Annotated in this window: 18 protein-coding genes and 1 pseudogene; 9 read left to right on the plus strand and 10 right to left on the minus strand. The window is 65.9% G+C overall.

What is annotated here, in order from left to right; genetic code table 11:
• Window positions 1-1,070, plus strand: a 1,070-nt coding sequence (locus tag A5752_RS28150; RefSeq protein WP_082963779.1) for a collagen-like triple helix repeat-containing protein, incomplete at its 5' end; no start/stop codon positions are given.
• A gap of 98 nt (window positions 1,071-1,168) precedes the next feature.
• Window positions 1,169-1,588 (plus strand): hypothetical protein, encoded by a 420-nt coding sequence (locus tag A5752_RS07000; RefSeq protein WP_067083635.1) that lies wholly within the window; start codon window positions 1,169-1,171, stop codon window positions 1,586-1,588.
• Between the two features lie 9 nt (window positions 1,589-1,597).
• On the opposite strand, the gene A5752_RS07005 is transcribed toward A5752_RS07000, so the two are convergent.
• Window positions 1,598-2,587 (minus strand): GlxA family transcriptional regulator, encoded by a 990-nt coding sequence (locus tag A5752_RS07005; RefSeq protein WP_197500561.1) that lies wholly within the window; start codon window positions 2,585-2,587, stop codon window positions 1,598-1,600.
• Between the two features lie 86 nt (window positions 2,588-2,673).
• On the opposite strand from A5752_RS07005, the gene A5752_RS07010 reads away from it, so the two are divergent.
• From A5752_RS07010 to A5752_RS07020, 3 genes are read left to right on the plus strand one after another with little or no spacing between them, the layout of a single operon-like run.
• The gene (locus A5752_RS07010) at window positions 2,674-3,327 is read left to right on the plus strand and encodes an HD domain-containing protein (protein WP_082963780.1); all 654 of its coding nucleotides are present in this window, start codon (window positions 2,674-2,676) and stop codon (window positions 3,325-3,327) included.
• 17 nt (window positions 3,328-3,344) lie between these two features.
• Window positions 3,345-4,049 (plus strand): nitroreductase family protein, encoded by a 705-nt coding sequence (locus tag A5752_RS07015; RefSeq protein WP_067083637.1) that lies wholly within the window; start codon window positions 3,345-3,347, stop codon window positions 4,047-4,049.
• Window positions 4,050-4,058: 9 nt separating this feature from the next.
• The gene (locus A5752_RS07020; RefSeq protein ID WP_067083639.1) at window positions 4,059-4,601 is read left to right on the plus strand and encodes a cupin domain-containing protein; all 543 of its coding nucleotides are present in this window, start codon (window positions 4,059-4,061) and stop codon (window positions 4,599-4,601) included.
• A gap of 59 nt (window positions 4,602-4,660) precedes the next feature.
• On the opposite strand, the pseudogene A5752_RS27430 reads toward A5752_RS07020, so the two are convergent.
• A pseudogene (locus A5752_RS27430) lies at window positions 4,661-4,768 on the minus strand (SAM-dependent methyltransferase); the annotation flags it as partial.
• Window positions 4,769-5,001: 233 nt separating this feature from the next.
• On the opposite strand from A5752_RS27430, the gene A5752_RS07025 reads away from it, so the two are divergent.
• Window positions 5,002-5,253: a hypothetical protein gene (locus A5752_RS07025; protein ID WP_067083641.1), complete on the plus strand. Its 252-nt coding sequence runs from the start codon at window positions 5,002-5,004 to the stop codon at window positions 5,251-5,253.
• A 32-nt stretch (window positions 5,254-5,285) separates the two neighbouring features.
• Here A5752_RS07025 and A5752_RS07030 read toward each other — a convergent pair whose 3' ends face one another.
• Window positions 5,286-7,751 carry a PE-PPE domain-containing protein gene (locus tag A5752_RS07030; RefSeq protein WP_156613667.1) on the minus strand — a complete coding sequence of 822 codons (2,466 nt, stop codon included), beginning with the start codon at window positions 7,749-7,751 and terminating at the stop codon, window positions 5,286-5,288.
• A 296-nt stretch (window positions 7,752-8,047) separates the two neighbouring features.
• The gene (locus A5752_RS07035; protein ID WP_197500562.1) at window positions 8,048-8,716 is read right to left on the minus strand and encodes a VldE C-terminal domain-containing protein; all 669 of its coding nucleotides are present in this window, start codon (window positions 8,714-8,716) and stop codon (window positions 8,048-8,050) included.
• 89 nt (window positions 8,717-8,805) lie between these two features.
• Here A5752_RS07035 and A5752_RS07040 point away from each other — a divergent pair, with 89 nt between their 5' ends.
• Window positions 8,806-9,576 (plus strand): SDR family NAD(P)-dependent oxidoreductase, encoded by a 771-nt coding sequence (locus tag A5752_RS07040; RefSeq protein WP_067083646.1) that lies wholly within the window; start codon window positions 8,806-8,808, stop codon window positions 9,574-9,576.
• A 6-nt stretch (window positions 9,577-9,582) separates the two neighbouring features.
• Here A5752_RS07040 and A5752_RS07045 read toward each other — a convergent pair whose 3' ends face one another.
• Genes A5752_RS07045 through A5752_RS07065 form a run of 5 tightly spaced genes read right to left on the minus strand, consistent with a single transcriptional unit; the run spans window position 9,583 to window position 14,388 of the window.
• Window positions 9,583-9,990 carry an ATP-binding protein gene (locus A5752_RS07045; protein ID WP_067083648.1) on the minus strand — a complete coding sequence of 136 codons (408 nt, stop codon included), beginning with the start codon at window positions 9,988-9,990 and terminating at the stop codon, window positions 9,583-9,585.
• A gap of 9 nt (window positions 9,991-9,999) precedes the next feature.
• The gene (locus A5752_RS07050) at window positions 10,000-10,332 is read right to left on the minus strand and encodes an STAS domain-containing protein (protein WP_067083649.1); all 333 of its coding nucleotides are present in this window, start codon (window positions 10,330-10,332) and stop codon (window positions 10,000-10,002) included.
• Entirely contained in the window at window positions 10,329-12,299 is a 1,971-nt protein-coding gene (locus tag A5752_RS07055) for a glycosyltransferase (RefSeq protein WP_067083651.1), read from the minus strand. The genes A5752_RS07050 and A5752_RS07055 overlap by 4 nt, the downstream gene beginning before the upstream one ends.
• A complete protein-coding gene (locus A5752_RS07060) occupies window positions 12,296-13,534 on the minus strand; it encodes a PP2C family protein-serine/threonine phosphatase (RefSeq protein WP_067083653.1) in 1,239 nt (412 codons plus the stop codon). Before A5752_RS07060 ends, A5752_RS07055 begins: the two co-directional genes overlap by 4 nt.
• Window positions 13,531-14,388, minus strand: a complete 858-nt coding sequence (locus tag A5752_RS07065) for a glycoside hydrolase family 26 protein (RefSeq protein WP_067083664.1) — start codon at window positions 14,386-14,388, stop codon at window positions 13,531-13,533. The genes A5752_RS07060 and A5752_RS07065 overlap by 4 nt, the downstream gene beginning before the upstream one ends.
• Before the next feature lie 198 nt (window positions 14,389-14,586).
• Between A5752_RS07065 and A5752_RS07070 the strand changes: the two genes are divergently transcribed.
• The gene (locus A5752_RS07070; protein ID WP_067083655.1) at window positions 14,587-15,774 is read left to right on the plus strand and encodes a DUF7159 family protein; all 1,188 of its coding nucleotides are present in this window, start codon (window positions 14,587-14,589) and stop codon (window positions 15,772-15,774) included.
• Between the two features lie 3 nt (window positions 15,775-15,777).
• On the opposite strand, the gene A5752_RS07075 is transcribed toward A5752_RS07070, so the two are convergent.
• Window positions 15,778-16,224 carry a cupin domain-containing protein gene (locus tag A5752_RS07075; RefSeq protein ID WP_067083657.1) on the minus strand — a complete coding sequence of 149 codons (447 nt, stop codon included), beginning with the start codon at window positions 16,222-16,224 and terminating at the stop codon, window positions 15,778-15,780.
• Between the two features lie 100 nt (window positions 16,225-16,324).
• Here A5752_RS07075 and A5752_RS27700 point away from each other — a divergent pair, with 100 nt between their 5' ends.
• Window positions 16,325-16,558, plus strand: a complete 234-nt coding sequence (locus A5752_RS27700; protein WP_067083659.1) for a hypothetical protein — start codon at window positions 16,325-16,327, stop codon at window positions 16,556-16,558.
• Window positions 16,559-16,612 lie beyond the last annotated feature (54 nt).

The following is a 16,612-nucleotide window of genomic DNA, read 5'->3' on the forward strand; positions in this document are numbered from 1 at the left end:
CCCCCGAGGTGCCCCAAGGCCCCAACGCGGCTGCACCCCCCGTGGACCCCGAAGTCGGGGCACCCGACGAGCCGGGAGACCCGGGAGAGCCGGGTGACCCGGGAGAGCCGGGCGACCCGATTGCCCCGGGTGACCCGAGTGACCCGGGCAACCCCGACACGAACGTCTCCGACCCGGATGTCAACGCCGAGACCACCGATCCCGACATCGTCGAGGCTCCGCAGCAGGATTTCGACGAGGCCCACGCCGCCGATGCGGTGGACATCGACGATCCTTCTACCGCCTCGGAAACCGAGGTCACCGAACTCACGGAGTCACTCGAATCGTTTACCAGCAGCGAGACAACGACCGCGTCGTCGACCTGGACGAGCCAAGTGTCGCAATGGAATTCGAGGTGGACCGGTTACGACAGGTGGTACCGGCCGGTCTTCACCAACCCATATGGCACCCCGCTGCAGATCATCTACCCGTACGGCAACACCACCCGGACCTTCACCGTCCCGCCGCTGCAGCGCGCCGTGTTCACCGCCCCCGATCCTGGGGTGTACAACTTCACCGCGGTGAACCGGGACCAGTCGGGTAAGCCGGTCAAGGTATCCACGGGAAGCTTCTCCGGCGGCGGATACCGGCCGGCCCCGGGCCAGCCGCCGCCCCCGAAACCGAAGCCCCCGACGACCTTCAACAACGTGCTCGTGCAACTCGAGTACAAGAACGGTGAGTCAAAGCCGTTCCGGGTCAAGAAGCTGGCCGACCTCGGCGACGATCCGTCGGTCGGCGGTCACCGCGTTCTGCTCGACGATGAGACGCCCGCGTGGGGCACGTGGTCGAAGACCGCAGGCGGCGAGCGCCTGTTCCTGGTCACGAGCACCCAGCAGCTACCAGGGATCACCGAGCCGTCGCAGGGTCCGTTGCCGGGCTATCAGGTCCAGTTGACCACCAACGAGGCCGCGGCGCCCGCCGAGCGCACGTGGGTCAAACCGCTGGCCATCGTTGCGGCCGCCGCCGGCGCGATCGCGATCGGTGCGGTCTTGTACTTCGTCCTGTCCACGCGGCGACGCAAGACGCCGTAGCCGCACATTCCGATTCGGCCTCATGATGGCCACAACCGGGAATCGCGCGCTCGCGCCGCGCACCGCCGGACTGACAGGGCCGTTAAATTGCGGTCATTATGAACACGGCCCTGCACACCCTGGCTTCCGCCGTCGCAGCGTCGGCGATCGCGGCCATCGCGCTCGCCGGCCCGGCGAGCGCCGATCCCCCGCTGCTGAACGGGACCTACGGTTCCACCGATGGCGACCCCTACAACGTGTGGACCTTCGCAACGAGTTGCGGCGCCGCCGGATGCACGGGCACGGTCGCCAGCAATCAGGGCTGGACCACGCCCACCACGCTGACCGGTGGCCGCTGGACCTTCACGGTGTCCAAGCCGGGCGGACTCACGTGCGATGACGGCCACTACGAACCGGCCGTGGTCAGCCTTTCGGTGGATCCCACGACGCTCAGTGGTGTGTTGACCTCGGACTCGAACTACGGGTGCGCGGGCGGCATCGTGACCCAGACCCCGTTCCAGCTCAAAAAGCTCAGCTGACGTAGCACGTCAGCCCCGAATCGCGGTACGAAATCGATCTCGGTACGCCTTCGGGGACACACCCAGGTGCTCGACGAATGCTCGCCGGAGAGTCTCCGTGCTGCCGAACCCGGCCAGGTGCGCCGTCTCGGTGACGGTGCGTCCGGCGTCGAGCGCCGCGCGGGCGGCGTCGACGCGAATCATCTCGACGTACCCTGCGGGGCTCATCCCGAGTTCCGAGCGGAACAGCCGCGTCAACTGACGCGTGCTCAACGAGGCACGCACGGCAAGGGATTTCACGCTGTGGTCGGCGGCGGGATTGGCGGCGATCGCCTCCGTGACGGCACGAAGCGCGGACTGCGGGGGCGGGTTCGCCTCGATGAGCGCGGAGAATTGTGATTGTCCGCCAGCCCTTTTGAGGTATACGACCAACCAGCGGGCCACATCGCGGACGAGGTCGACGCCGTGGTCCTGTTCCACCAACGCGAGCGCGAGGTCGATGCCCGACGACACCCCAGCCGAGGTGAAGACGTCGCCGTCGCGGACGAACAGGGCGTCGGGCTCGACGGTGATATCGGGGAACGCCCTTGCCAGCCTTCGGGTTTCGCGCCAGTGCGTGGTGGCGCGTCGTCCGCTGAGAAGCCCCGCCTGGGCCAGGATGAACGACCCCGTGCAGATCGAGCCGATCCGCCGGGTGCGACCCGCCACCGATTTCACCGCCTCGACGAGCGCGGGGTCGATGGGCCGCGACGGGATGCTGTCACTGCCCGCGACCAGAACGGTGTCCGCCGATTCGATGGACGCGATGCTGTTGGTGACGCCCATGCGGATACCGACCGACGTCGCGACGTCACCCCCGTCCACTGACGCGATCCTGATGTCGTAGTCGCCGCCGAACCGGTTGGCCTCGGCGAAGACCTCACCCGCTCCGGCGACATCGAGCATGGTCACGTCGTCGAAGACGACGATCACCACCACCCGCGAGCGGGCATCCGAAACCACACCATCATTGTGTCGCATTTTGTGGGGCGAACGGCTCAATCACCGTGTGCGCACGACAGCTCACCTGCGTTGACTCAGACGAAGTAGTCCGACAGAGGAGGCTGATGATGAGTACCCAATCGATCCAGTCGATCGCCGGCATAACGATCCCCGACAGTGCACTGGTGCGCGCGGCGACCGAATACATCCGCGATGCCGAGGATGATCTGCTGTTCGACCATTCGCGCAGGGTGTTCCTGTTCGGAGCGTTGAGAGGCAACCGGTTGGGCCTGCAACCCGACCTCGAGCTGCTCTACGTGGCCGCGATGTTCCACGATCTCGGACTCACCGAGCGCTATCGCACCTCACAGCTGCGCTTCGAGGTCGACGGCGCCAACGCGGCGCGGGATTTCCTGCTGCAGCACGGCGTCGAGGACGCCGACGCGCGCAAGGTGTGGTTGGCCATCGCCCTGCACACCACTCCCGGCGTACCGCAGTTCCTCGAACCCGAAGTCGCGTTGGTGAACGCAGGCGTCGAGACTGATGTCATCGGCATCGGGCGCGCGGAGCTCTCCCCGGAAGCGATCGACGCGGTGACGGCGGCCCACCCGCGTCCCGACTTCAAGAACCGCATCCTCGCCGCCTTCAACGACGGAATGAAGCACCGGCCGGACACCACTTTCGGAACGATGAACGACGACGTGCTGGCGCACTTCGACCCGACGTTCGAGCGGCAGGACTTCGTCGACCTCATCCTGAGCAACAGCTGGTCCGAGTAGCGGAGAGGAGTACGTAAATGGACATCCACGAAGCGCTGTACACCACACGGATGATGCGGCGGCTGCGGCCCGACCCTATCCCCCTCCAGACGCAGGCCCGGATTCTGGATGCGGCTGTTCGTGCGCCGAACGGCGGTAACACGCAACGTTGGCATTTCGTCGCAGTCGACGATCCCGAACTCATTCGCGAGTTCGCGAAGCTGTTCCGGCAGGCGCGCGACCTCGAATACGAGAAGTTCACGACCGGGACCGGGCCCATGGTTGCGACGGCTCCCGGCGCAGACGGCGAGGCGCACGCCGAGAGCATGCGTCGGATGAAGGGCTCGGGGAATTACCTGGCCGACCACTTCGAGGAAGTGCCCTTGCTGCTGTTCGTCTTCGCCATCGACGATTTCGGCGGCGCCAACATCTATCCGGCGATCTGGAGCGCCCTGCTCGCCGCCCGCGCCGAGGGTGTCGGCGGCGTCATGACGATGGTGCTCCGCAACTTCGAGGACCGGGTGAACGAAATGCTCGGCGTCCCCGTTGGCGAGGGCTGGAAAATGTCGGCGATGCTGGCCCTCGGTTATCCCTTGGGCAAGTGGGATGTGGCGGCCAACCGCCGTCCCGTGCACGAGGTTTCGTCGCGCAACCGGTGGGATGCCCCGTTCGGCGTGCAGGTGCCACAGCCTTTGTGGCCCAGTCGAGACACAGCTGCGGCCAGCCTGGCCGCCGTGAGTTGAGGAGTAGACATGTCGAATACAGAACCCGCCGTGCTGACCGTGATGCAGCCCGGCGAAGGCGATGTCGTGTCCATCCCGGGATTCGGAGCGGTGTTCAAGCTGACCAGCCGCACCACCGGCGGCTTGGTGTCGATCGTCGAGCATCCGTTCCCCGTGGGCGCGATCACCGCGGCACACAGGCACACACGCGAGGATGAGCACTCGTATGTGCTCGCGGGCGAGATCGGCTTCCGCTCCGACGACAGCGAAGTGGTGCTCGGTCCCGGCGGTTACATCACCAAGCCGCGCGGACAGATGCATGCCATGTGGAACGCCGGGAACGAACCCGGGCGCATCATCGAGGTCATCACTCCCGGAGGAGGATTCGAGAACTACTTCCGCGAACTGGGTGAGCTGCTCACATCCGGCCAAGCCGCAGTCGCACCCGGAGCACCGCTGCACGAGTCAGCCGAATTCAAGGAGCTGGCAACCAAATACGGCCTGACCTACGGCACACCGGACTGGATGGACGACATCGTGCGCCGGTACGGCTTGTCACAGGCGACGCATTGACGATCGTCACTTCCTGAGGGTGAACTGATCGACGTCGATGTATTCATCGCGGAAGGCCTTGGCGCAACCGGCTCGACGATCTGCCCGGCGGTCAACATGGTGATCATGTGCAGCAGCATCACACCGTCATCGGGCAGAACGCGCTGTGCCATAGCGAAGAAGTCATCCTAGCGGTCGTGGGACTTCCGGAAAACCTTCATGAAACGCCCCGGCGAAGATCAAGGCAAGGCCCGTCACGCTTTGTCCATATGCCTGAATTTTCAGGCGACTCCCAGAAATTAGATACACACGTCAATTCTGCTGTTCGGGCAGTACATCGGCGATAGTCTCGACCCAGCCTCGCAGTGAGCGCCTCGAATTAGCCAAGCTTTCTCGCCGAGGCTGTCGAAGGAGGTGTCGAGTGTTCGATCTATCACCATCTGTTAGCCGACGCGTCGGCCTGGCGATCGTCGGCGTTGCGTTCGCCGCGGTCCCCGTCATCACAGCACTGGGGGGCGGCCCTGCCCAATCGGTCGCCGAACCGGCGTGCAGCGGAAGCGAATCCATCGTCGACGGGACGCCGACCTGTGTGCCCGCACCCGCTGCACCCGGGGTGTCCAACGTGCAGCCGGCGCCGGTCGACACCCAACAGCAGGACGGCGGGCACCACTAGGGCTTCGTCGCCCGCGGCGCCGAGGGGCGGCCTCAGGCCTCGCCGCCCCCGTCGCCCTTGCTGTCGGAGTCGTCGTTGCTGTCCCCCGCGGCGCCGGTGTCGGCGTCGTTGTCAGCGTTCGCGGCGCTCGAGCCCGGCACCCTGGCGATGGTTCCTGGCGTGAACTTGTTCGCGCCGCCGTCTCCGTTGTCCTTCCTGGTGCCGCCGTAGCGCGACTCGGGAGTCGCCTTGTTCGCGCCACCGTCGGCGGCCGAGTTCGCCACCGCAACCTTGTCGGGGCTTGCGGTCGATCCCGCACCGGAGCGCTTGAGGTTGTCCGCGGCCGACTTCACACCGTCGACCGCCTCGTTGACGCCGTCCCGCACGGTGGCCAGGCCCTGACCGACCTGTCGCTGCTGCGCACCCAGTTCCGCCTGGCTCGGCGAAGACAGGTCGGGCGTCTGACGCTCCACCGCAGTGGCAGCGGTCGAAACCTGTTGGCCGACTTGCTCACTGACGGTCTTCATGATCTTGCCGGGCGTCGCCAGCACAGAGTTCAATTGGGTACGCTGCTCGGCGGTCAGCCCAACATTCGCCCGCTCGACGATGCGCGTCACCGCACGCGTCAGCACATCGGTCATCTCGTCGCCGACGCCTGCGCCCAACAACCGGACGAAATCACCCGGCAGCAAGGCCATCTGGGCCGGAGTCAGCGTCGGCGTGCCGAACAGCGTTGGCTCACCGAACCTGTCGAGGGTGCGGGTGTACGTCCCGTCCGCGTTGCGCACCACGTCGTTGTAGCCGATGTTGACGAGCATCTTGAGCACCGGCTCGAGCGCATCCGCCAGCGGCGTGTTGACGTCTTCGCCCGTGGCCAGCCCGATCGCGGCCGACGCCAGGCGCGGCAGCGCCAACAGCGGCAGCTGCTCCACCGGGAGGGTGTAGTAGACGGTGCCGTCCGGTCCGATGTACCCACCGGCGCCGAGATTTCCGAAGTCGACTCCGGTCAACAGGTTGGTCAACAACACCGCCGACGCAAGAGAGTTCGCCCAGGCGATGGGGTTGGCGGTCGCGGGGGCGTCGGAGAGCAGGTCGTACTCCCAGCCGACATCGGCCTTGACCGTGACGATGATCGGTTGGCCGTCGACCGAGTCGATCACGCCCTGCAGGTTGCCCAGCTCATCGAAGCTGATGTCACGCGCGTTGCCGGTCAGCAGCTTGGTGATCAATTCCGGGTCGAAACCCTCCGGCAGCACGTCCTGGCGATCGGGTGTGACCGGGTTGACGCCCGTGAGTTCCTCATAGATCGGTGCGAAGCGCGAATACAGACCGCCGTTGGGCCGCCCGGGATTTCGCACGAGCAGCAGCGAGAGCAGCGTCACGTCGATGACACCGCCCTCCTGCACCGTCTCCCATCCAACCTGCGGGGCATCCGGGAATTCGAGATCACCCGGCAGCGGGATTTCCAGCGGATTGTTGGTGGTGTGCGTCTGGTCCGCCACGGTCACGACACCGTCGTCGAATGTGATCTTGATCTTGCCCGGGCCCGTCTGCGGGTCACCCACCGCGAACGGGTTGTAGCCCTCGTGGGTCTCGCCGTTGGCGCTGTCGATGAAGGCCTGATACGCGGCCCCGGCCGCGATCGCCCCGTCGCCGTAGGCGATCAAGTTGACGTTGCTGAGATACGCAGTCCAGTTCAACACGGGCGCAAGGGCGCTCATGTCTCCGCTTTCGAGAGCGCGGGCCAGGAACGCGAGTTGGGCGGCCGTCGGCAGATCCGCCACCTGATCCGGGGTCACCCATTGGCCCGACGTGGTCGTCGTCCAGTAGCCGTCCTCTTCCCAGCCGGGAATGGGGATCTGCTCGCTGAAGTCGATCTCTTTCGGGAGATACTTGACCGCGAGTTCCGCCGCCTCCCTGGCGATCTTCTGCGCCTCGGCGATCGCCGCCGCCGGCGCATCGCGGTCGGCAACCTTCTTGGCCTCGACGGTCGCCTCCGCTGCGGCGACCGCCTCACACGCTTTCTTGGTCCAACCGCTGCAACCCTTGGACCGCTTCGCGTACTCCTTGTCGTACGTCTCCTTCGAGATCCTCGCGTAGACGACGGCGTATGCGGCATCCCTGTTGTAGGCCAGCTCGTAAGCCTTGTCGTATGTGGGCTGGTATGCCGGGTTCGGACCGGTGTAGGAGATCGTCTCGTAGCCGACGATCCCGAACTTGCCGGGCGTGTAGTACTGGTCCTGTCCGCGATCGGTGGGATCCGCCGGATTGACCGGCGTGTACCACTTCACCCACGTCGGCCGCAGGTCGACGCCGCCGCGCCCCCATCCGATGAGCGGGTTGCGGTCCTTGGCCGCGACCATCGCGTTGTTGATCGCGACCGGGTCGTTGGGCAGCTTCGAGCCCTCACCGATCGGCAACCAGTCCGGAACACCCACGAAGTACGTCTGCGACGATGCAGCATTTGCCACTGGCGGCGTCAAGATCATCGCCATCGACGTCGTCGCGATAACGCTCATCAACGCGAGCTTTTTGCCGTTCCCACGGTTGAGCCTGCGCCTCCGCGCCCGAGCCCCCTCCGGTTTTGCGCTCCAACTGCGCATGTTGCATCCCACCCCTGTAATAAGTGCGCTTATTTACCGTGGGAAATATTAACGGAGTGTCCCGACACGTCAGCGGGATCGCAGCCGCGCGGTCGATCACCAGATGTTTGCTACAGGAAAGTCGCTGCCGCCGACCTGCCTGTTCTCAGCAAACTGTCAGATTGCTCACACAGACGGCGGGGGCCGCTGCCGCCGACACCGGACGACAGGGCTCAGCGCAGGTAGGTCTCTTCGCCCGTCGGGTAACCGCCACCGCGAGTCGTCACATGGACGTGGTCGTAGTGGCCGTATCCGCCGCGCTGCGCGCCGTCGGGCGTGTAGTACACCCCGCGCCAGATCGCATCCTGCAAGTCGAACCGTTTGGCGTTGCGCAGCACGTAGGACACGATCTCGTCGCCCAGCGCAATCCCTTCGGCGCTGCTGGGGTTCGGGATCATCACGTCGAGGGCGAGCCCGTTGGGGTGCCACCGCAGCGAATCCGGGCGCACCCCACCGATATTGCTGATCTCGGGGAAGGCCTCGCTGATCGCCCGGGACGCCAGGATCGTCTTCACCTGCAGGCCCCGCTCGGGCGCGATGCCCACCGGAAGGGAACGATCGACGGTGCGGTAGCGGGCCGCCGCGACCATCGGGTCGGGCGCCACGCCGAGGCTGGCATGCCCGATCACGGCCGCCGGAGCGATCGCCGGGGCGGCCACGATCTCCAGACAACACGGTTGCGCGTCAGCGGGTTCTTCGACGACGGGCTTGCTCTCTGGGGCGGGCCGGGCCGAAAGATGGACGTCGCCGCCGACCGCGAGGAAGAGGGCAGCCGGAGCGAGCACTGCAGCCACGCCCATCGGTGACGTGCGACGCTTCTTGGCTACGGAGTGCCGTCCCACGCTGGGTTGTATATCAAACCGTTACATTTGCCGCAATCCAAGGCGATCAGCCGAAGTGGCCGCTCAGACGGGGAGGATCATTTCCGAACGTGACGAGATTGCTCGAGAACAAAGTCATCATCGTCGCCGGTCTCGGCGGCATCGGCAACGGTCTGGCGCGCAGGTTCGCCGACGAGGGAGCCCGTCTCGTAGTCGGCGATATCGACGCTGACCAGGTACAACGCGTCGTCGCCGAGATCGATCCGGCCGGCGAGCGGATCCGCGGGACGCATCTCGACGGAACCGACGAGCAGTCCGTCGTCTCGGCGGTCGCGCTCGCCTTCGACACCTTCGGTCGCCTCGACGGTATGCATGTGAATTTCACCAACGCAGCCGACGCCTATCTCCCCGGCGGTGTGGCGGAGCTGCCGCTCGACGCCTTCGACGAAGTGATGCGCGTCAACACCCGCGGGTTCGTCATCTGCGCCAAACACGCCATCCCGGCGATGGTCGAAGGCGGCGGTGGTTCGATCGTCTTCACCGCTTCCATCGACGCCTACAACGGCGCGAGCACGCGCGTGTCCTACGCGATGAGCAAGGCCGCCGAGTTGGCCCTGATGCGGCACATCGCCCGCCGATACGGGCCGAAGGGCATCCGATGCAACGCGATCGCGCCCGGCTTGATCTGGCACTACAAGTTCGATGAGCAACCGATGCCCGACGGCGTCGTCGAGCAGGCCCGCGCGCGGCAGATGATCAAGTCCCGCTTCGGGGCGCCCGACGACGTCGGGGCGTTGGCCGCCCTGCTGCTCTCCGACGACGGCAGCTTCATCACCGCGCAGACCATCAGCGTGGACGGTGGCGTGACGTTCCGGCCCTGACCCCGGTCAGTGCAGACGCGACACCAGCGTCCAACGGTTACCGGTTTCCTCGCGACGATAGGAAAGCTCGTCGAGGACCCTGAGCGTGATGGCCAGGCCGCGGCCGCTTTCGGCGAGCTCGTCGGGCAACTCCACCTGACTGAGGTCGACGGGGGACGGCCCGCCGTCGTCGATGAGGGTCGCGGTCACTTCGGTGGGCGAGACGGTGACCTCCATCCGCAGCCGCACGGACTTGCCACCGCCCGCATGCTCGATGATGTTCGCGCCGATCTCTCCGACCGCGAGATCCATCGACATCCGGGTGGCGTCGGGTACGTCGTGCGCAGACCAAACCTGGTCCAACGTCTCCTGCAGGGCCGCAAGGGTTTCCGGCCCGGTAGCCATTTCAACGACGGCGGCGGGATTCTGCATCATCGGTCGCTTCTAGTCGAACGCTGCATCGGCTGTCGGATGGGCGCGCAGCACCCTGTCGAGGTTCGTCAAGGACAACACGGTCTCGACTTGCGTGGTGGGCGCCGCGATACGCAGGTCGCCTCCGGCCTGCCTCGCCAGCTTGAGCCCGGAGATCAGCGCCCCCAGCCCCGACGAATCGATGAACTCCGTTGCCGACAAGTCGACGACCAACCGGGTGTTGCCGTCCTCGATGAGGCCGTGTAGTTCCTTGCGCAGCGCCGGCGCCGCCACCATGTTGAGCCGCCCCTCGGGTTTGACCACCACTGCGCCGGAAGCCGTCGTACGCCTACTGGATTCAGTCACTTCTCGCCTTCCGCTTCATGGCCGCGATATCGCACCGCCTGGAACACCACGCTCAAGATGATCAGGTCGAAGAGCACCCAGAATAGATTCACTCCGACGCCCAGCACCGAGATTGCGCCGAAATACAACTGGACGATTCCGATGACGGAAGCGACCACCAATAACCCCATCGCGGCCAGTTGCCACTTCACCAACCCCCATGGAATCGAGCCGACACCCTGCCGGGTCTTGGGCGTGACCGCGAATCCGAGCGGCCGGTCGAAATAAACGTTGCGAAATGCCGTGATACACGCCTTGATCCAAACCGGGAACAGCGCAAGGCTGTACTGCTGTCCTCGCCACGTCGGTGTACCCCTGCTGACGACGATGAACAGGAGCTGGTTGAGGATCAGGAACGGGATCAACCTTCCGAAGAAGTCCCAGCTGTATGCCTGCACGGGCATGACGTTGAAGATCAGAAAGATTGCCGGAGCGGCGATGTAGGCCAACGCTGCGAAGCCGGCGAGGTAGCTCCACATCGTCGCGAAGTACATCAACCGCTGTCCGATACTCAGACCCTTCACGAACAACGGGTTCTCTTTCAGCATCACCTGAATCGTGCCCTGGGCCCACCGAAGCCGCTGCGTGAGCATGGTCCGCACGTCGTCGGGCGCCAGCCCCTTCGCCAGGATTTCGTGGTGGTACGCCGATTTCCAGCCCAGCGCGTGCATGCGCATGCAGGTGGCCATGTCCTCCGTCACCGAGATCGTGGCCATCGGCAACATCGGTTGGGCCTCGTCGTCCCGGCCGACGTCGACCGCACGGATCATGGTGCGGATCGACTCCAGCGCCCCCAGCGGTGACCACTCGCGCCCGGCCAGTGAGTCCAGCGCCTCGTCATCGAAGATGACTGCGGTGTCAAGGTTCTCGCCGTGCCCGCTCAGCGCTGCGATAGCGTCGAGGTCGGCGCGCATGGATCGGACATCGGCGTCCACCAAGCTCTTCGCCGCCTCGTCGACGCGCTGCTGAAAGATGTAGGTGATGTCGGCGAGCGGTTGCTTGTTCTTCACCGCGGCGCGGGCCTCGCGAGCGGCGTCCTCCACGCTCTTCAGGGCGGCTAGCGCACCGGTCTGGTCCTTGCCGACGTTGCGCTTGGCCTTCTTGAGGATCTTGCGCGAGGTGTAGAGCGCGCGTTTGATGCCGTCCTCGACCGCGCGCACGTACCCGGTGACGCCGAGTTGCATCAGCGCATCGCGTCGCAGAACGGCGTTGGATCCGCAGAAATAGGCAGCATTCCAACCGTCTTTGCCTTGCTGGATCGGGCCGTAGAACAGCGGCGCCTGGCTGCCGAGCGGGTCGGAGAACGGGACGTTGATGAAGTATTGCGGCGTCTGTACCAACGCCATCTTCTCGTCGCGGAAATATCCCAGCGTGCGGTCGAGGATCTCCGGTTCCGGCACCTGATCCGCGTCGAGGATCAGGATGAACTCGCCATCGGTCTCCAGGAGCGCGTTGTTGAGGTTTCCGGCCTTCGCGTGACGCGGTTTGTCCAGCCAATGCGACGACCGGACCAGATAGCCGATCCCCCGTTCGGCGGCCGCCTGCGCCAAGTCGTCGCGTTCCCCGTCGTCCAGAATGTAGGTGTGATGCGGATACCGAATGCGCTGCGCCGCTTCGGCTGTCGCGATCACCATGTCGATGGGTTCGTTGTACGTGGTGATGAACACGTCGACCGTCGCGCCCTCGGGAGGCGGTGGCGGCCTAGGCCGCCGGCGCAGTTGCCACATCGTCATACCAAACAGCAGCGAGTCGATGAGGCTATAGGTCTCGGCCAAGACGAGAGGGACGGCGATCCACCACGCCGACCAGTTCGTCGAGGCGAGCCATCGCCAGACAACATAATTGATGCCCAACGCCGCCGTTACCACGATCAGCAGTCGCAGCCACGGTGACGGCGTGGTTCCTTCGGACGAATGCTTGTGTGTCATGGTCCGTCCCGGCGTACCGCGATCAAGGTCACGTCGTCGAGCGGCGGCTTCCTGGTGGTCAAAGCCCCCACCGCGGCACAGAGCTCACCCGGCTGTGCATGGGCGGCAATGAAATTCAGGATGTCCTGCTCAACGGCTGAGCGCCCCAATAAGTCCAGCGACCCGTCCGAGGCAACCACGAGCATGTCTCCCGGTTCCAAGACCGTCTCCTGTGTTCCCCAGGTGTCGCCGGGTACGACACCCATCGGAAGCCCACCTGCGGGTAAGCGTTCGACCGCACCGGATCGCCTCAACACCGCGGCGATTCCGTGGCCGACGTCGACGTACTGCACCCGGCCGGTCATCGTGTCCAGCCGGACATGAAAAATCGTCACGAAGGTCTCTGTGCGACTGAAGTCTTCGCTCAACTGGCTGGCCACCGAGTTGATCGCCGCAGACAGATCGGCGTCGTGCGCCACCTGATCGACGGCGCGCGACGCTCCCCTCAGCGCCGACCGCACACTCGCGGTCAGCAGCGCCGCCCCCAACCCCTTGCCCATCACATCGGCGACAGTGAACACCGCGCCGCGTTGAACGGGGTAGTAGTCGTAGAAGTCACCGCCGACCGCGAAGGCGGGCGAACACATCGCACAAACCGAGTAGCCCGGGAGGTCGTCGATCACCGGAGGCAGGAGCAAACGCTGGATGGCGGCCGCCCGCTCCAAGTCGTCGGACCGTTCGAGTTCGCGTTGCGCCCATACGGCGAGCTGACGGAAGACCTCGCGCTGCCGACCGTCGAGCGAACGCGGTTTCAGGTCGTAGATGCAGAAGGTGCCGACCGCATGGCCGCCGGGCCCGAACAGCGGGTAGCCGGCGTAGAACCGGATCCCGTTCTCGGCGGCGATCGCCGGCAGCGCGGCAAATTCCGGCTCGGCGGTGAGGTCGTCGACGATCAGGGCCGGTTCCGAGGGCTTGTCGTAGGTCCGCGCGATCGTGGCGCGGCACACCGAGGTCTCCCGCGGTCCGGTGATCTCCAAGCCCTCCCCCACCGCCTGTTTACACCATTGCCGGTCACGGTCGATGAAGTTGATGTACGCCCTTGGCACATCGAAGATCAGCTGCGCCAATCGGATGATGCGATCGAAACGTTCCTCCGCCGGGGTGTCGAGGATGTCGAGTTGCGCCAGCGAATGAAGCCTCTGCTCCTCGAGTTCGGCCGGGAGAACGTAGCGGTCGTGAGTTACCTCTGGAGTCATGACACCAACCGCATATCGCGCATCGCCTCGGCCATCGCCGCGGCCGACTCCGGGGTGCTCTCGATCCGCCAGTCGGTCTCCTTGGCGTGATCGAACCAGACGAATCCGACCACATCGCTCTGGCGGCGGAGGAACTCGAAGAAGGTCGCTATCCATTCGGCCTTGCTGCCGCCGGACTCGGCGCAACCGACTTCGGCGATCAGGATCGGCTTGTCTGAGGCGATCGACCGCAACTCGTCGAGGGTCGCGCCGAACAGTTGCTCCGGCGAGATCCAGCTCGTCGCGGACAGGCAGGTTCCCCAGTTGTATCCGTCCACGCCCAGTACGTCGACGTACTCGTGGCCGGGATACCAGTCCGAGAGGGTTTCGGCGGCCGCGACCGCCGTCGGTGCCCATATCCAGTCGACGTTGCCGACCCTTCGTTCGGTGAAGATGTCGTGTACGTGCCTCCATGCGCTGACGTATGCCGCCGGCGGGGTGCCGCCCGCCGATGTCCAGGGATACCAGTCACCGTTGAACTCGTGCGCGAGCCGGATGAAGACGTGGCGCCCCCATTCGCCGATCTCGTCGGCCCAGCGGTAGATGTAGTCATCGAGGGCGCCCGCGAGTAGCGCTTTCATGACGGCAGGCGACCGATCGTCGGTCCAGCACCACGGCTCCCAGGAGACGATGGGTTCGGCGCCGCTGTACGTCACGACGGCCATCGCCGACACCGGCGGCGGAGCAAAGAAATCCTCGAACGCCATCACCATCTCGGGGCGCTGACCGACGGCGTCGGCGACAGCTTGTAGCTCCCGGCCCGCCGTGAATCCGCCCGGTGTACTGACGCCGAAACGCACGGCCAGCGGATCCACGAGCACTCCCCCTTGACGTCGACCGAGGTGACTCACATGTTCCCCGCCGCGCCATCGTCGCAAACTCCGAACCTCGTCATCGACACAATCGGAGGAAACGTCGCCCCGCCGCAGCTGTTGATTCCCGAGCCGAGTGGGTACCGATCGCATCGGGAGGTAATCTCAGCATCTGATTCACCGCAAGAACGGGGACGCGATATGGACCTCGTGCTCGGCCTGTCGATGACGTCCAGCACGGTTCGGTGGGTCCTCGTCGAGGGCACCACCGGGGAAGGCGCCACCGTCGACCGCGGTTCGTTCGACTTCGACGCTGCGGTCGATCCCGACGACCTCCTCAATGTGGCGCTCGCCGACGTCTCCGACAGCCCCATCCACGCCATGGGCGTCACCTGGACGAACGAGGCAGAGGACGTCGCGTCGGGTGTGTTGAGCGCCCTCATCGCGCGCGGGTACGACAACGCGATCGCGATCTCCGAGCTGGAGGCGGGCGACGTGCTGGCCGCGGGCATCGCCGAGATCGCCGACTACGCCGACGTGGCGGTGTGCATCGTCGAACCCGACGCCGCGGTGGTCGCGATGGTCAACGGTGAGGGCGTGACCGTCGACCGCATCGCCAGACCCCTGGACGGCGCCGACGTGGTCGAGCTGCCCAGCAGCGTGATCGCCATGCTCGAGCTCAACGAATGGCGGCCACAGGCGGTCTTCGTGGTCGGTTCGGCCCGCGACGTGGATCTGGTCACCTCCACGCTCGGCGACGTGACGGACTCACCGGTCTTCTCCGCCGCGGAGGCCGACCTGGCCCTGGCCCGCGGAGCGGCGCTGGCAGCGGCGCGCGCGGTCAACCGATTGGACGCCAAGGTCGCGAAGCGGCCGTCGAAGATCGGCGCGCTGGCGTCGGTGCTCGCCGCGGCGGTGGTGACGTTCGTGGTGTCGACGTCGGCTGCGGTAGGCCTGAGCCTGACCGGCGACCGGCAGTCTGCGGATCAGCAGGAAGACCCCGTGACCGTCGCGGAAGAGACGGCCCAGAAGATCGAGAACAAGGTCGAAGGAAAGAAGGCGACAACGCCGGCCGAGGCGAGGCCGGTCGTCGCACAGACAATCGCCGTGGCCGCACCTCCGCCGCCCGCGGCACCCGTCGTCGAACCGGTCTACGAACCGCCGGCCTACATTCCGCCGGCAGCGGAGTACACCGCACCCGAGCCGGCGTACACACCGCCGGTGCCCCCCGAGGCCCCTCCGGCCTACACCCCGCCGCCGGTCTACGCGCCTCCGCCGGCGCCGGCCTACGTGCCGCCGCCGCAGAAGCCGCGCCTACGCGACCGCATCATCGAGCGGATCCCGATCATCAACCGGTTCCACGAACCGGAATATCCGTACGGCCGCTAGTAGCTACGGGCACGCGGCGGGCGCATCGTCACGCACCGCGCGGGCGGCGGGCAACGTATAGGTGACCGTCGCCTCTGCGTGGTCGAATCCCTTGTTGGACACCACATGTGGAATACCGGCGGGGACGAAAATTGCTTGTCCGGCGCCGAATACCGCGGGAGCGCAACCGCCGCCGGCCGTCTGCAGGGTCACCTCGCCGCCGTTGATCACCGAGTACTCCGGACCGGGATGGGTGTGCCAGCCGCTGCTCGACGCCGGAGCGAGCACCAGGTTCTGCACGTAGAGGGTCGTCGGCTGACCCACGGAGACGATCGCGATGGGAGCATCGGTCGTGCCCTTGGCGAGGTCGGTGCGCTCGATGTCGCCCTCCGCGGGTGTCGCACTCGCGGCCGGCGCGATCGCGATGGTTGTAAGCGTCAGAGCCGCGGCGACGGTAGGTAACCGGTTCATCGCCGCATTATCCGACAGTCGGGCCTACGGCACCGGCTGGTAAGGATTCTGCGGGACCTGGATGGGGATCGGGACCGGCACGAACGGCACGGTCAGGTAGGTGGTCGTCATCGCCGTGGTGGTCGGCGTGGCGATGGTGGTCGTGGTCGTGGTGGGCGGTGTCGTCGTCGTGGTCGGAGCGGTAGTGGTGGTCGTCGACGGCGTCGTCGTTGTCGTTGTCGTTGTCGTTGTCGTTGTTGTGGTGGTGGTCGTCGGCGGGGTCGTGGTGACGACCGTCGTCGTCGGCGGCGGCGGGGGTGCTTCAGTGGTCGCGGCGGGGTGGCGATCGCACTGACCAGCGCCACCGGCAATACCGGTGTGACCGAGGCTCCGCGCACCGGGCCTGCGC

Origin of the sequence: Mycobacterium sp. 852002-51961_SCH5331710 (genome assembly GCF_001665535.1) — a bacterium.
GTDB lineage: Bacteria > Actinomycetota > Actinomycetes > Mycobacteriales > Mycobacteriaceae > Mycobacterium.

Excerpts from the sequence above, each read along its gene's own strand:
- A5752_RS07000 (WP_067083635.1), top strand. The coding sequence starts at position 1,169 with ATGAACACGGCCCTGCACACCCTGGCTTCCGCCGTCGCAGCGTCGGCG.
- A5752_RS07005 (WP_197500561.1), bottom strand. The coding sequence starts at position 2,587 with ATGCGACACAATGATGGTGTGGTTTCGGATGCCCGCTCGCGGGTGGTG.
- A5752_RS07075 (WP_067083657.1), bottom strand. The coding sequence starts at position 16,224 with ATGAACCGGTTACCTACCGTCGCCGCGGCTCTGACGCTTACAACCATC.
- A5752_RS07015 (WP_067083637.1), top strand. The coding sequence starts at position 3,345 with ATGGACATCCACGAAGCGCTGTACACCACACGGATGATGCGGCGGCTG.
- A5752_RS07010 (WP_082963780.1), top strand. The coding sequence starts at position 2,674 with ATGATGAGTACCCAATCGATCCAGTCGATCGCCGGCATAACGATCCCC.
- A5752_RS07020 (WP_067083639.1), top strand. The coding sequence starts at position 4,059 with ATGTCGAATACAGAACCCGCCGTGCTGACCGTGATGCAGCCCGGCGAA.
- A5752_RS07070 (WP_067083655.1), top strand. The coding sequence starts at position 14,587 with ATGGACCTCGTGCTCGGCCTGTCGATGACGTCCAGCACGGTTCGGTGG.
- A5752_RS07055 (WP_067083651.1), bottom strand. The coding sequence starts at position 12,299 with ATGACACACAAGCATTCGTCCGAAGGAACCACGCCGTCACCGTGGCTG.
- A5752_RS07030 (WP_156613667.1), bottom strand. The coding sequence starts at position 7,751 with ATGAGCGTTATCGCGACGACGTCGATGGCGATGATCTTGACGCCGCCA.
- A5752_RS07045 (WP_067083648.1), bottom strand. The coding sequence starts at position 9,990 with ATGATGCAGAATCCCGCCGCCGTCGTTGAAATGGCTACCGGGCCGGAA.
- A5752_RS07060 (WP_067083653.1), bottom strand. The coding sequence starts at position 13,534 with ATGACTCCAGAGGTAACTCACGACCGCTACGTTCTCCCGGCCGAACTC.